Below are 13,876 nucleotides of genomic sequence, written 5' to 3'. Positions count from 1 at the left end.
TGGAACTTGCTGGATTTTAAAAAACGGACTTTTTCTTTGAAAAATGACACGGGCCATTCATAGTAGCCACGGAAGGGGCGCAAAATGGCTGCACAGAACGATGCTTCACGCACGGAGACCGAGGCCGACTACATCAGCTGGCTGGATAGCCTCTGGACGGAGAGGCTGCTGGCGGCGCGCGATCGGAAACCGGACATTTCGGTCGGCATCCTTCTGTGGCCGACCTTTCCGATGATGTCGCTGACCGGTGTCGTCGAACCGCTCCGCCACGCGGCGGATTTCGCGGACAATTCCCGCCCGCTCCATTGCCGCTGGTCGATCATGGGTAAACCCGGCGACGCGACGGTAGCGAGTTGCGGCATCCGCATCCACGCCGACGCGCCCTACATCAACCCCACCGACTTCGACTATATCGTCGTGATCGGCGGCCTGCTTCCACATCTCCAGGCGGCCCCGGCTTCGCACCGCGACTATCTCCGCGTCGCCGCTTCCGCCGGTGTTCCCATCATCGGCGCCTGCACCGGCTCCTTCGTCCTTGCCCAGGAGGGATTGCTTGTGGGGCGCAAGGCCGCAATCCACCCCTTCCATGCGGAGGATTTCCGGGTGGCGTTTCCACGGCAGCCTTTTTCAACCCGGGACGATTTTCTCGCCGAAGACGGCCGCATCACCGTGCCGGGGGGCGTATCGGTGCTTTCTCTGATGACCGAACTCATCCGCAAGCACTGCGGTCCGGACCGCGCGGCGAAGGCCGTCTACCAGCTTTCGCTGACCGATCAGAAGACGATGAGCGCCTTCGACCACGAACGCGCCTCCGCGTTCCGGCATGTCGGGGATGCCCGCGTGCAAAGAGCCATCGTGCTGATCGAGAGCCGCAAGGGCCGGGACGTATCGCCCGAGCGCATCGCCGGTACGATCGGCCTGTCGCCCCGCCAGTTCATACGCCTGTTCCAGGCGCATATCGGCATGACGCCGAAACATTTCATTCTGGAGACGAGGCTGCGCTACGTGCGCTTCCTGCTCGACAACAGCGTGCTGCCCGTCACCGCGATCGCCCATGAAACGGGCTTTTCCGATTCAGCGCATCTGGCGACAGCATTCCGCAAGAAGTACCAAAGTTCACCGAGTGAATTCCGACACCGGCGCCGATGAGTGTGCTGAATCCGCCGGACAGGGCTTCGGTTTGACTTGAAGCCCCGTCCACTTTTGGCGATTTATCGGCCGGCCTGGAATTCCGCCATACGACGGATGAGGAAGTAGCCGACGGTTGCCCCGGCATCCTGCAGGCCAACCGTCTTTTGCTGGAATGCAGCCGCCTTGCCGTGTTGCGCAACCAGGGACTTCGTGGCTTCCAGCGCCTGCTCGGCGGCCTGCGCCGTTGCCGCCAGCGCATCGGAGAGGGGCACTCCGCTTGCCGCCTGTGCCTCCAGCGTCACGGCAATGGGGTCGAGCACATCGAGCAGCGTCTTGTCGCCGACCTTGGCCTTGCCGCGCTCGGCCACGCCATCGCGGAAGGCGCGCCAGAAAGCAGCGATCTCCGCCGTCCCAAGGGCGTCCTTACCCTCGACGGCCTTGCTGGCGCGCAGGAAACCGGTCGCCGTCAACGTGCCCATGGTGGAGGGTGCCGTGCGCGCCATCGTCGCGCCTGCGGTGCGCAGGAGCTTGGCGATGCCGGCCTCCTCGCCTTCCGCGTCGAGCGCCTCGGCGGCGGCGGCGAAGGCCTTGCTCATGGTGATGCCGAGGTCGCTGTCGCCCACCTTGCCGTCGAGCGCGATGAGGAACTCGCGCTGTTCGGCAAAAAGTTCCTTCCAGCTCTTGAAGAGATCGATCAGGCCGGCTGCGTTCAATGTCTGCATGGTCATGCCGTCACCCGACTACGTGCTGGAAGAATGGCGTGTTGGCCGGGGCGGCGACGAGACGGTCAAGCTCCTCGTCGAGGTGCAGGATCGAAATCGAGGCGCCGGCCATTTCCATCGAGGTGGCAAACTCGCCGATCCACACATGCTTGGCCGTAACACCACGCATTTCGAGAAGCTGCGAGACGCGGCGGAAGAGGATGTAGAGCTCTTCCAGCGGCGTGCCGCCGAGCCCGTTCATCAGCACGGCAACGGTGTCGCCCTGCTTGTAGTCCGTTTCCGCAAAGATGCGGTCCATCATCTCGTCGACGACCGCATCTGCAGGCGCCAGCTTCTTGCGGCTGATGCCGGGCTCGCCGTGGATACCCATGCCGATTTCCATCTCGTCCTCGCCAATCGAGAAGGTGGCATGGCCGATTTCCGGCACGACACAGCTCGAAAGAGCGACGCCTATGGTGCGGGTGCGCAGCCGCGCCTTGTCGGCAAGGCGTGTGACCTCGTCGAGGGAGAGGCCTTCGGCCGCCGCCGCGCCGGCAGCCTTGTAGATGAAGAAGATGCCGGCGACGCCGCGGCGCTTGTGTTCTTCGCCGACCACCGAGGAGGCAACGTCGTCATTGCCGACGACCTGCTTCACCGCGATGCCGTCGAGATCGGCCAGTTCCGCCGCCATGTCGAAATTGATGATGTCGCCGGTGTAATTGCCGTAGATGTAAAGGACGCCCGCACCCTGATCGATGTGCTTGGTCACCTGGTACATCTGTTCGGCGCTGGGCGACTGGAAGACGCCGCCGACGGCGGCACCGTCAAGCATGCCATCGCCGACAAAGCCGAGGAACGTCGGCAGGTGGCCGGAACCGCCGCCGGTGGCGATGCCGACCTTGCCGGGCTTTGTCTTTGCCGTGACGAGGCAGCGCAGGTCACCGGCCGTGTAGGTGACGGCCGGATGCGCCTTGTAGATGCCTTCCAGCATTTCGTCGACGAAACTGACGGGATCGTTCAGGAACTTCTTCATGGGTTTTCTCCGGGAAGGGATGGTTATTTCTTGCGCTGGCCTGTGACGAAGAAGGCGGCTGCCAACAGGATGAAGCTGCCGACGACAAGCCGCTGCCACGTGCTGGGAATGCCGACCATGACGAGCACGCTGTTGATGACGACGATCAGGAGCACGCCGAGAACCGTGCCGAGAACCGTGCCCGTGCCGCCGGTGATGCGCGCGCCACCGAGCACGACGGCGGCGATCACGTTGATTTCCGTGCCGACCAGATCGAAGGGATTGGCCTGGCGATTGGCGCAGACATGAATGATACCGGCGAGGCCCGCGAGCGCACCCGCATAGCCGAACAGGAAGACATGCACGGTGCGCAGGCTGTAGCCGAGGCGGCTTGCGATATCGGCATTGCCGCCGACGGCGAAGATGGCGCGCCCCATGAGGGTGCGATTGAGGATCCACCAGGTCACGCCCGCCGCAATGGGCAGGACGAGGAAATAGAACGGCAGCGTGATGAGTGCGCCATTGGCAGCTTCGATCTGGAACAGCGGCATGCGGCCGAAGGCGCCCATCTGCGGCGGCAGCGACATGATCCAGACCGTGCCGATGAACGAGAGCAGGAAGCCGCGGAAGAGATACTGCGTGCCGATCGTGACGATCAGTGACGGCACCTTCAGGTGATGGACGAGCAGGCCGTTAATGATGCCGAGCGCAGCACCCCCAAACATCGCCATGAGGATGACGACGGCGATCGGCAGGTTGGGCAGGTAGGTTTGCACCAGCACGGTCATGGAATACATGGTGAAGGCCGCGATCGCCGTGAACGATACGTCGATGCCGCCCGCTGCCAGGATGATGAAGACGCCGAGCGCGAAAAGCCCCATGACCACGCTCGCGCGGCCGATGTCGATGAGGGTCGACGGCTGCAGGAAAGCCGGATTCACGATCGTGACGATCACGCAGATCGCGACCAGAAGCGTGAAGGTGATGGTTTCCGGGCGACGGCGCACGAGTTCACCGAGGCTGAAGGAACGAGACTGCGCGGCGGCCCCGGGAAGGTCTTCGGTCCGTGAAGCGCTCATTGCACAGTCTCCGTCATGGTGGTCAGCATCGCCTTGTAAAGCTGGTCTTCGGTCGCCTGCTCCGCATCCATTTCGGCGACCACCCGGCCGCTGTTCATGACGAGGATGCGGTCTGCGTTCTGCAGGAGTTCGGGCAGGTCGTCGCTGACGATGACGAGGCCCATGCCTGCTTCGGCAAGCGTCTGGATGACGCGGTAGATGGTATCCTTGGATCCAACGTCGACACCCACGGTCGGGCCGTGCAGCACGAGCAGTTTTGGTGCGATGCTCAGCCAGCGGCCGATCAGCACGCGTTGCTGGTTGCCGCCGGAAAGCGCGCCAACGGGAAGGTCGATATCCCTGGTGTTCAACCGCATCTCTTCCGAAAGGCGGATGGCAATCTTGCGCCCCTCCTCCCGGTCGACGACGCCGAACGAATTGCTAAGGCGCGCGACGATGAGCGCGATCTCGTTTTCGAAAATCGATTTGTCGAGGAAGAGGCCCTCGGCGAGCCGATCCTCCGGCACATAGCCGATGCCCTGCTGGATCGCTTCGGCAGGCGAGCGCACGGAGACGGCCTTGCCATCGAGTGTCAGCACGCCGCCGGTTGCCGGAACGACGCCGGTCAAGGCCATGGCAAGCTCATTTCGGCCAGAATCGGCGAGGCCTGTAATGCCGAGGATCTCGCCCTTCTTCACGGAAAAGCTGATCTCCCGCACGCCATCGGCGACGAGACGATCGACCTTGAGGCGGTCGGTGTCAGACGGCTTTCCGGTGCGATAACGCTGCGCATCGATGGACCGGCCGGTCATCAGCTCGGCAAGCTCTTTCTTGCTGTATGTCTCGATCGGTCCCTGGGCAACGCACTGGCCGTCGCGGAAGACCACGGCATGCCCGCCGATGCGGTAGCATTCGTCCAGCTTGTGCGTGACGAAGAGCACGGCGACGTTTTCGGAGCGCAGCCGCTCGACGACGTGGATGAGATTGTCGACCTCGCGGCGCGTTAGCGACGTGGTCGGCTCATCCATGATGACGAGCTTGGCGCGGGTCGCAATCGCCCGCGCGATGGCGACGAGCTGGCGGGAAGCAAGCGGCAGGTCGGACACGATCGTGTTGAGAAAGGCGCGGTCGGTCGGAAGTCCTACGGCGGCAAGAGCCTTTTCCGCCGTCTCCTTCAGCCTCTTGCGATCGAAAAGGCGCGCCAGCCGGCCATTGGCGCTGACTAGCTGTTCATTCAGCGCGACGTTTTCGGCGACCGTCAGATTGGGCAGCAGCGAGAGATCCTGGTAGACGGTCTCTATGCCGGCGGCCAGCGACTGGATCGGCGTCAGCGACGCGAAGGTTTCGCCGCCAAGGACGATTTCTCCGGACGTCGGCGCATGCGCGCCCGACATGATCTTGATGACGGTGCTCTTGCCGCAGCCGTTCTCGCCAAGCAGATGATAGGCCTCACCCGGCTGGAGCGTCAAGTCGATGCCGCGCAGGGCATGGACGCCGCCGAACCATTTCTGGATGTTCCTGAGTTCAAGGAGCGCCGCCGAATGCTGCGCGGGATTTGTCTGTGCCGCCACGGAAATTGTCCTCATGCTGACCGGCACGCTACCGCGCCGGACGGTTCCGGCCGGAGGGCAAAGCCCCCGGCCGGCTTGACGGATATCGGACTAGAACATGTGTTCCTTGTAGGTCGCCTTGTCGGCGAGAACCATGCCATTGCCGAGGATGAGCAGGCCCTTGCCGGGACCCTGCTTGACCGAGACCTTGTTGTAGCCCTCGACGCCGAGGTCCATGCCGTCGGTCACTTCCTTCTTCTCCAGCAGCAGCTTGGCGACGGCGTTCATCGCCATGCCGGCCTTCTGCGGGTCCCAGAAGCCGATCGCCGTGATGGCGCCGGATTCGAGAAGATCGGCGGACGGGTTCGGAAGACCGGTGCCGACAAGGCAAACCTTGCCGCTGAGGCCGGCTTCGTCGATGGCACGGCCGACGCCGAGCACGTCATTGCCGGCCGAAGTCTGGAAGCCCTTCAGGTCGGGATGCTTGCGCAGGATTTCCTTCGCCTTTTCATAGGTGCCGTTGGCGTCGTCGAAGGATTCGTTGTTCGGATCGACGAGTTCCATGCCGGCATACTTCTTGGCATTCTCCTCGCCAGAACCGACCCACTGCATGTGTGTGCGGCTGCCGAGCGAACCAACGAAGGTCGTCCACTTGCCTTCCTTGTTCATGCACTCGGCCAGGCGCTCGTTCAGCGCTGCGCCGTAATCGGCATTGTCGAAGGCCTCGACGTCGGCGTGCGTGTTCGTCTGGTTGTCAGCTTCATGGGTGACGACGACGATGCCACGCTCCATGGCGCGCTGGAAGGTACCTTCGAGAACGGCCGGATCCATCGGCACCACGGCCAGCGCGTTGACGCCCTTGGCAACGAGGTCGTTGACGATCTGGAGCTGCTGGGCGGAGTCCGCCGTTGCCGGGCCGCTCTGGCTGGCGACGACATCCGGGTTGGCTTCCTGGTAGGCGACGACGCCGGTGTTCATGCGGTCGAACCACGGAATGCCGCTGATCTTGACGACGGTGGCGATGACCGGCTTTTCCTGCGCGACCAGCGTGCCGATGGAACCAACGAGCGCAACGGCGGCAACCGTCGTTCCCACGAGCATCTTCTTCGAAAACGATTTCATGTTTTCCTCCACTAATTTTCCCTCATTGTTTCACTTCGGCGCTTGAGGGACAGGCACCGAAGGGATTTGGGAGCGGCGACCTGGCGACAGGAAGCCCGAGATGTCGTACCGGCCGACGGCCAGGAAGGTGAGCAGCAGCAGGCCCCAGGCGAAATCGCGCACGAAATTGGAGAGGCCGCCGAAATTGAGCAGGCTCGACATGAGCTGCAACGCGATCGCGCTGAGCACGACGCAGATGACACGGCCATAGCCACCCTCCGGCTTCACGCCGGCCATCACGGCGATGAGGATCGCGATGAGCAGGTAGGTGCTGCCGTAATCGTACTTCACGTTGACGTTGCGCGCCGCGATGATGATGCCGACAAGACCCGACAGCATGCCGGAGATCGCATAGGTCGCGACCAGCACGCCATTCTTTGGGAAGCCTGCATAGACTGCGGCCTTGGGATTGGTGCCCATCAGCATCAGCCAAAGGCCGTAGGGCGTGAACTTCAGCAGCGCTGCGACCACGCCTGCAACGACCACGAAGAGCAGGAAACTGATCGGAATCTGGAACAGCATGTCGTTGCCGATGCTGGAGAGCAACGCAGGGCTGCCGACCATCACGGCCTTGCCGCCCGACACCACGACGGCAAGTCCCATGAAGGCCATTTGCGTGCCGAGCGTGCAGAGAATGGGCGTGATGTTCAGCCGCGAGATCAGAAGGCCGTTGATCACCCCACCCGCAAGGCCGGTGAGGATGGCGCCTGCGATGAAGGCGAGGCTGAAGGCCGTTCCGCTGTCGTTCACCGACAGGAAAGACGACACGATGACGGCGGAAAGCACGCCGGAAAGATTGGCAAGGGCGATGCCGGACAGATCGATGCCGCCATTGCCGGCGCACATTGCCAGCATGACACCGATGGCCAGAAGACCGATTTCCGGCACCTGGCTTGCCATGGACTGAAGATTGAAAATCGACAGGAAGGAGCCGCCGGAGATCATGGCTCCCGCAACGAGCAGAAGGCCGTTTATGACAGCCAGCATCGCCAGCTGTCCGCCGGTATTTCGCATGTTCCCCTCCCGTTTGTTTACTAAACAAACCTTGACTTCACTAAAACGCTAGCAAAGGAATTTTGCGCTGACAAGCCCTGTTCGTGCAGCATATCGGTTGCGAACACCCTGAAATTGCCCTAGGTCTCGCAAAGACGACCTAAATCGTTTAGTAAACTTTCTCGCAGCTGCAGCATAAAAGGGCCTTCAGTTCCGCATGAAGAAACCGGGAAAACTGACCATCAGGGACATCGCGGTGGCCGCGGGCGTATCGCCGGCAACCGTTTCGCTCGTGCTGAACGGCAAGGGGGAAATTTCCGGTGTGACACGGGCGCGCGTGCTGGAGGCAGTGGCAAACCTGAACTATGTGCCGCGCGCGGCGAGAAGCAGCGCAGAGCCTGGCGAAACGCTGCGCTTCCTGAAGATCGCCAAGCACGGTCATACGGTCAATCGCGACCACAGCGTCTTCATCTCCGATTACATCGACGGCATGTCCGCGGAGGCGACGCGGCGCAACTACACGCTCGAAGTCGTGAGCTTCGAGGGGCAACCGATCAGCTCGGTTGCGGAATCGCTTGCGGGTGCGCCCATTTCCGGCGTCATCGCGCTCGGCACGGAGTTGACGGAAGCCGATATCCGGCTGATCCAGGGCCTCGGCCTGCCGACCGTCTTCATCGACACGTTCTACGATGTCCTCGATGCCAACTTCGTCGACATGAACAACGAGGACGCTGTTTACAAAGTCGTGTCCCGCTTCCAGCAGCAGGGTTTCCAGCGCATCGGCTTCGTCGCGTCCCATGTCGATACGACGAACTTTCGCCTGCGCCGCGAAGCCTTCTTCAAGAATATGGCGCGGCTCGGCCTATTGGTGAACGAAGCCGACATCCTTTCGGTGGAATCGACCCATGACGGCGCCTATCTCGACACGCGCGCCCTGCTGTCGACGGGCCTCGACCTTGCCGAGTGCTATTTCTGCACGAACGACATCATCGCCTACGGCTTTATCCGCGCGCTTCGCGAGCATGGCGTTGCCATACCCGACGACGTCTCGATCATCGGCTTCGACAACCTGCCGCAGAGCGCGACGATGGAGCCGGGCCTGACGACGATCGACGTGTCGAAGCGCAAGATCGGCAGTCTCGCCGTCACCGTCCTCAACGACCTGATCGCTGCCGCCGAGCCGCAGCCACCGGTCAAGATTCTCGTCGGTGCCGACCTCGTCCTGCGGGCAAGCCATGAACGTGGCCTGTGGCAGCCGGCCCGGAGCCGGCTGCCGACGACTGTACGGCAACCAGCGGAGTAGCCCCTGGCGCCGTGCCGGGCATCACCCCCGAGTCGTCTGACGATCGCCAACTCGACCATACTTTCCCGTAGGAGCTTGCACATGGAATACAGGACACTCGGCCGTTCGGGGCTCAAGGTTTCGGCCATCGCGATGGGCACCTTCTCCTTCGGCGGCGTCGGCGCCTTCGCACGCGTCGCAAATCAGGGCGTCGAGGAAGCCCGCCGCCTCGTCGATTGCTGCATCGATGGTGGTATCAATCTCTTCGACACCGCCAACATGTATTCGCTCGGCCGGTCGGAGGAAATCCTCGGCGAGGCGCTCGGCGACAAGCGCAACGAGGTGCTCATCTCCTCAAAAGCGCGCATGCGCATCGGCGACGGCCCGAACGACGAGGGTCTGTCGCGTTATCACCTGATCCGCGAATGCGAGCGCAGCCTGAAGCGCCTGCGCCGGGATCACATCGACATTTACTTCATGCACGAATGGGATGGCGTGACGCCGGTCGAGGAAACATTGTCTGCCCTCGACACGCTGCAGCAGCAGGGAAAGATCCGCTATATCGGCTGCTCGAACTATTCCGGCTGGCACATCATGAAGGCGCTCGGCGTCGCCGAGGCGAAAAACCTGCCTCGCTTCGTCACCCAGCAGATCCACTACACCCTGGAAGCCCGCGAGGCCGAATACGAACTCCTGCCGCTCTCCGTCGACCAGGGCCTCGGCGCGATGGTCTGGAGCCCGCTGGCGGCCGGCCTCCTGTCCGGCGCCTTCGGCCGCGACAGGTCACCGGCCGGTTCGCGTCAGGCTGCCGGCTGGAGCGAGCCACCGATCCGTGACGAAGAGCGCCTCTGGACGATCGTCGATGCTCTGGACGTCATTGCAAAGGCCCGCGGCGTCTCCGTCGCGCAGGTGTCGCTGGCCTGGACGCTATCACGCCCCGCCGTGGCAAGCCTGGTCGTCGGCGGCCTCAGCGAAGCCCAGTTTCGCGACAATATCGCCGCCGTCGACCTGAAGCTTAGCGACGAGGAGCTGGATACCCTCAACAGGGTCAGCCGCCCCGCCTACCTCTACCCCTACTGGCACCAGCACAATTTTGCCAAGGACCGTTTCAGCCCGGCCGATTGGGCCTTGCACGACAGCTATTCGGATCTCGGCCTGGTTTAGGGATCCGAACCCGCCGGGCCGCGACTCAAAGGCCCGCCTGACGCTGTTTCAGACGGTGCCCCAGCTGGAAGGTAACGGCTGCGATGAGCAGGAACGCCAGCATGATCAGAACGAAGCTGACGACAAGGCTCGTTGCCTGCGCGAGGAAGCCGAGCAGGGCCGGGCCGAGCAACAGGCCGCTGTAGCCCATGGTGGTCACGATGGAAATCGCCCTGCCGGCGACCGCTCCGCCGACATTGCCGGCACTCGCAAACACCGCCGGCACCATGTTCGCGACGCCGAGACCACAAAGAGCAAGAGCGGCCAGGGACAATACCGCACTGTTTGCGAACAGAAGAATGGCGACCGACACGGCGCAGAGGACACTGCCGATTCTTATCAGCGGCATGTGCCCGACGCGCCGCGTCACGGCATCCCCGACAAGACGCCCGCACGCCATGGCACCGGCAAAGATTGCAAACGCATAGGCGCCATGGCTTTCGGATGCGCCGAGAATGTCGATCATGTAAATCGCCGTCCAATCCATCATGCCGCCTTCTGCAAGCAAAGCCAGGAACGCAATGGTTCCGAGCACGAGGATGAGGGCGCGTTGCGAAGCGTCAAGCGACGTATTGGCGGCTGGCATGCCTTCGGGGTGCTGGCTCGATGATCGATGCGCGGCATTCGTCGCGATCGTGCGGGTTGATAGCGCAAGGGCCACGACGAGGAGACCGGTCGCCCCGAGGCAAGCCTGCAGGCCGCCGCCGTGGCCGATCAGTTGGCCCACGAGGAATGCGCCGGCGAGATTGCCGATGCTGAAGACCGCATGAAACGACGACATCAGGTGCCGTCCGGTCTCCAGCTCGATTTGCGAAGCTTCGGTGTTCATCGCCACATCGAGCGTCCCGAATGCCGCGCCGGCGACAAACACGCAGCCGCCGAGAACAATCGGATTTTCGATGAAGGGGATGACCAGAAAGGCAGCGCCGAAGACCACGCTACCGCACAGGCTCAGCACCTGGTTGCTGATCACCCGGTCGATATAGCGGCCGACATTGATCATCAGGACGATGGCGCCGAAGGCAAAGCAGAGAAGCACCGTTCCGAGCTGCCCCTTGTTCAGCCCCATGCCAGCAGCAAGAAGCGGAAGGCTGGACGCCCAAGCGCCAATGCCGATGCCGGCGGCAAGGAAGAACAGATTGCAATGCAGCCGGCTCGATCTGCAAAGCCCGCTTATCGTGATGGGATTGGACGCCATTTCAAGAAGGTTTCCTGTGCCTGATTTTTTCGTCGCTCTCTTAGAGATCGACAGCATTGCGCCTTACGCGCGTTGCAGCCTCCGCCAGGCGGTCCGGAGATATTCGCCCGGATCGCGCCGCCGCGGCAATGCCGTCGCACAGATCCTCAAGGTGCAGCCCTCCTCCCACGAGCAGCAGATCCGCACCCGCACTCACCGCGGCGATGGCGGTTTCAAGAAGCGAACGACCGCGCATGGTGGCCGGAGCGTCGAGGTCGTCGCTGACGATCAGGCCCTTGAACCCGAAAGCATCGCGCAACATCGTCATGACCGCAGGCGACGTGCTGGCGGCATTCTCTCTGTCGATCGCGGCAACGGGCGCCGGTCCTGTCATGACCGCCCTGGTTCCGGCAGCAATCGCGGCCTTGAATGGCAGCGCATTGTGCAGAAGTCGATCCAGCGGCGTGTGCAGGGAAACATCCACCAGTGCCGGGTCATGTTCCAGATCGTTGAAACCGGGAAAATGCTTGGTCACCGCGGTGACCCCGGCGCTCTGGACACCCTTTACGAAGGCCGACACCAGCCTTGCAACGGCTTCCGGATAGGTCCCCATTGTCCGTCCGCGCAGCCAGGGGTTCTGGCCGTCAATCACGTCTGCGATCGGGGCGAGGAACATCGACACGCCGAGTTCGCGCGCAGCCACGGCCGTCACCCGGCATCGCTCTGCAAGAGCCTCATCGGAAAGAGCATGGGCCTCATCAAGCGAGGGAAGCGATGGAACCAACCCCTGAAGCCTCTGGATGCCGCCCAGTTCCTGATCCACGGCAACGATCAACTGAGGGCGGACGGCTTTCAGACGCGCGATGTGACCGCGAAAGACATCCGCCGTCTCGCCGGCAAGCCTTTCCGCCGACATGGCCCGCGCGACATATTCTGCCCGGCTTTCCCCGACCAGAACGGAACAACCGCCCTTTTCGAGAAAGGGTTCCATGACATCCATGAAGTCGAACGTGTCGAAGGCGGGTAAAAGGATCGCCCTGGCGTCCTGATCCAGTGAAAAAGTCATCATTGTCTCCGTGCGATGAGAGGGCGGGCGTTGTCAGACGATTTCGACATCGACACCGGTTTCGCGGATGGATTTGAGGATGGCAGCATCCGTGCTGCTGGTGAAAAGCGCTGATACGGCGGTGATCGGGGCCACTTCGTAGGTTGCGGCCTGACCAAGCTTGTCGGCCGTCGCCAGAAGCAGGGTCTTGTTTGCAGCGCGGATCATTGTGGCCTTCAGGTGGGCATCCTCGAAATCGTCGGCGCGGAGCGTCAGATCATGGTCGACGCCACAGGTGCCGAGGACACAATAGTCAACCCGCAATGCCCGGATTGCATCGATTGCGCCTGCGCCGGCCGCGCTGCGCGTCAGCCTGCCCAGGCGACCGCCCAGCATGATCACCTCGGCAAACGGATGGTCGAGCGCGGCAGCGGCAACGTCGACTGCGGTCGTGATGATGCGCAACGAGAGTGCCGGCGACAGGCTGCGTACGAACTGCACGACCGTCGTGCTGGAATCCACAAGCAGCGTCGCGCCGTCCGGGATCATCGCCGCCGCAGCGCGGCCGATCCGCTCTTTCTCTCCCGCATGCAGCGTCTCACGGCGATGGAAATCGAGCGCAGGTGTCACGAGCCGCGCCGCGCCGCCATGAAAGCGCTGCACCAGACCGGCATCCGAGAGATCGCGCAGATCGCGGCGGATCGAATCTTCCGACACGCCGAATTCCTGCGCGAGCCCGGTGGCAAGGACCCGCCCTGCCGCATTCACCTTGTCGAGGATGACGGCCTGTCGCTCTTCCGGAGAAAGCGCCGACAGTTCTGCCTTGTCCGCGCTCATGCCCGCGCCTTTTCTGCCTGCGCGAGAAGTCCAAGCTCGGTCAGCCGCGCTTCCAGCGCCTCGGCCGTGCGAAAATGCTCGGTGTGGAAGCCGAGTGCTGCGGCAGCGGCAATATTTGCGGCATTGTCGTCGATGAAGATGCACTCTTCGGCGCGCACACCCGCCCGCTCCAGAAAGCGTTCAAAGATCGCGACACCCGGCTTCACAAGCTTCTCCGTGCCGGAAACGACGAGGACGTCGAACGCGCCCAGGAATGGATAGATGTCCTTTGCACTCGGGAAGGTCTCGGCCGACCAGTTCGAAATGGCGTGCACCGGAACGCCCGCGTCTTTCAGGCGCCAGAGAATGTCAGCCGTCCCGGACACCTCGCCCCCCAGCATTTCATGCCAGCGCAGCCAGTAGGCTTCAATGAGGGCCGCCCGCTCTGGGTGGCGCTCCGCAAGTTCTGCGATACCTTCGGCAAACGGCACGCCCGCATCGAACTGCTCGTTCCACGCCGACGTGCAGACCTCGCTCAGGAAGGCCGACACGGCCGCCTCGTCCGGCAGCAGCTTGCGATAGAGATAGGCGGGATTCCAGTCGATCAGGACGCCGCCGATATCGAAGACCACAACATTCGGTTTCATTCTTTTTGCCTTTTTGTGCGTGAATTGATTCTTACAATGCACGAACAGGCATATATACGCAATAAAAAGCATCACGAGTGCGCGAATTTATGCGGCAGCC

At 62.6% G+C, this 13,876-nt stretch carries 13 protein-coding genes; 3 read left to right on the top strand and 10 right to left on the bottom strand.

Going from position 1 to position 13,876, the window contains the following annotated elements; all coding sequences use genetic code 11:
• The first annotated feature begins 84 nt into the window (after window positions 1-84).
• A complete protein-coding gene (locus tag ACT6VE_RS08465; protein WP_444798168.1) occupies window positions 85-1,149 on the top strand; it encodes a GlxA family transcriptional regulator in 1,065 nt (354 codons plus the stop codon).
• Window positions 1,150-1,211: 62 nt separating this feature from the next.
• Here the strand turns inward: ACT6VE_RS08465 and ACT6VE_RS08460 are convergent, their stop codons facing one another.
• The 6 genes from ACT6VE_RS08460 to ACT6VE_RS08435 all read right to left on the bottom strand — a co-directional run bounded on the left by ACT6VE_RS08460 (window position 1,212) and on the right by ACT6VE_RS08435 (window position 7,627).
• Window positions 1,212-1,859, bottom strand: a complete 648-nt coding sequence (locus ACT6VE_RS08460) for a dihydroxyacetone kinase family protein (protein ID WP_444798167.1) — start codon at window positions 1,857-1,859, stop codon at window positions 1,212-1,214.
• A 4-nt stretch (window positions 1,860-1,863) separates the two neighbouring features.
• The gene (locus ACT6VE_RS08455) at window positions 1,864-2,865 is read right to left on the bottom strand and encodes a dihydroxyacetone kinase subunit DhaK (protein WP_444798166.1); all 1,002 of its coding nucleotides are present in this window, start codon (window positions 2,863-2,865) and stop codon (window positions 1,864-1,866) included.
• A gap of 23 nt (window positions 2,866-2,888) precedes the next feature.
• Window positions 2,889-3,923 (bottom strand): ABC transporter permease, encoded by a 1,035-nt coding sequence (locus ACT6VE_RS08450; protein ID WP_444798165.1) that lies wholly within the window; start codon window positions 3,921-3,923, stop codon window positions 2,889-2,891.
• A complete protein-coding gene (locus tag ACT6VE_RS08445; protein ID WP_444798164.1) occupies window positions 3,920-5,488 on the bottom strand; it encodes a sugar ABC transporter ATP-binding protein in 1,569 nt (522 codons plus the stop codon). The genes ACT6VE_RS08450 and ACT6VE_RS08445 overlap by 4 nt, the downstream gene beginning before the upstream one ends.
• Before the next feature lie 75 nt (window positions 5,489-5,563).
• The gene (locus tag ACT6VE_RS08440) at window positions 5,564-6,574 is read right to left on the bottom strand and encodes a substrate-binding domain-containing protein (protein WP_444798163.1); all 1,011 of its coding nucleotides are present in this window, start codon (window positions 6,572-6,574) and stop codon (window positions 5,564-5,566) included.
• Window positions 6,575-6,604: 30 nt separating this feature from the next.
• Window positions 6,605-7,627 (bottom strand): ABC transporter permease, encoded by a 1,023-nt coding sequence (locus ACT6VE_RS08435; protein WP_444798162.1) that lies wholly within the window; start codon window positions 7,625-7,627, stop codon window positions 6,605-6,607.
• 196 nt (window positions 7,628-7,823) lie between these two features.
• Here ACT6VE_RS08435 and ACT6VE_RS08430 point away from each other — a divergent pair, with 196 nt between their 5' ends.
• A complete protein-coding gene (locus ACT6VE_RS08430; protein ID WP_444798161.1) occupies window positions 7,824-8,909 on the top strand; it encodes a LacI family DNA-binding transcriptional regulator in 1,086 nt (361 codons plus the stop codon).
• 81 nt (window positions 8,910-8,990) lie between these two features.
• Window positions 8,991-10,052, top strand: a complete 1,062-nt coding sequence (locus ACT6VE_RS08425) for an aldo/keto reductase (RefSeq protein ID WP_444798160.1) — start codon at window positions 8,991-8,993, stop codon at window positions 10,050-10,052.
• A 25-nt stretch (window positions 10,053-10,077) separates the two neighbouring features.
• On the opposite strand, the gene ACT6VE_RS08420 is transcribed toward ACT6VE_RS08425, so the two are convergent.
• From ACT6VE_RS08420 to ACT6VE_RS08405, 4 genes are read right to left on the bottom strand one after another with little or no spacing between them, the layout of a single operon-like run.
• Complete coding sequence (locus ACT6VE_RS08420) at window positions 10,078-11,289, bottom strand: MFS transporter (protein WP_444798159.1); 1,212 nt, start codon at window positions 11,287-11,289, stop codon at window positions 10,078-10,080.
• A 40-nt stretch (window positions 11,290-11,329) separates the two neighbouring features.
• A complete protein-coding gene (locus ACT6VE_RS08415) occupies window positions 11,330-12,334 on the bottom strand; it encodes a glycoside hydrolase family 3 N-terminal domain-containing protein (RefSeq protein WP_444798158.1) in 1,005 nt (334 codons plus the stop codon).
• Window positions 12,335-12,367: 33 nt separating this feature from the next.
• Window positions 12,368-13,150: a DeoR/GlpR family DNA-binding transcription regulator gene (locus tag ACT6VE_RS08410; RefSeq protein WP_444798157.1), complete on the bottom strand. Its 783-nt coding sequence runs from the start codon at window positions 13,148-13,150 to the stop codon at window positions 12,368-12,370.
• Window positions 13,147-13,776 (bottom strand): HAD family hydrolase, encoded by a 630-nt coding sequence (locus ACT6VE_RS08405; RefSeq protein ID WP_444798156.1) that lies wholly within the window; start codon window positions 13,774-13,776, stop codon window positions 13,147-13,149. Before ACT6VE_RS08405 ends, ACT6VE_RS08410 begins: the two co-directional genes overlap by 4 nt.
• Window positions 13,777-13,876 lie beyond the last annotated feature (100 nt).

It is taken from the genome of Shinella sp., from assembly GCF_052438155.1.
Taxonomy (GTDB): domain Bacteria; phylum Pseudomonadota; class Alphaproteobacteria; order Rhizobiales; family Rhizobiaceae; genus Shinella.
Note: the sequence above shows the minus strand (reverse complement) of the source record. Positions and strands in the feature narration are given on the sequence as shown.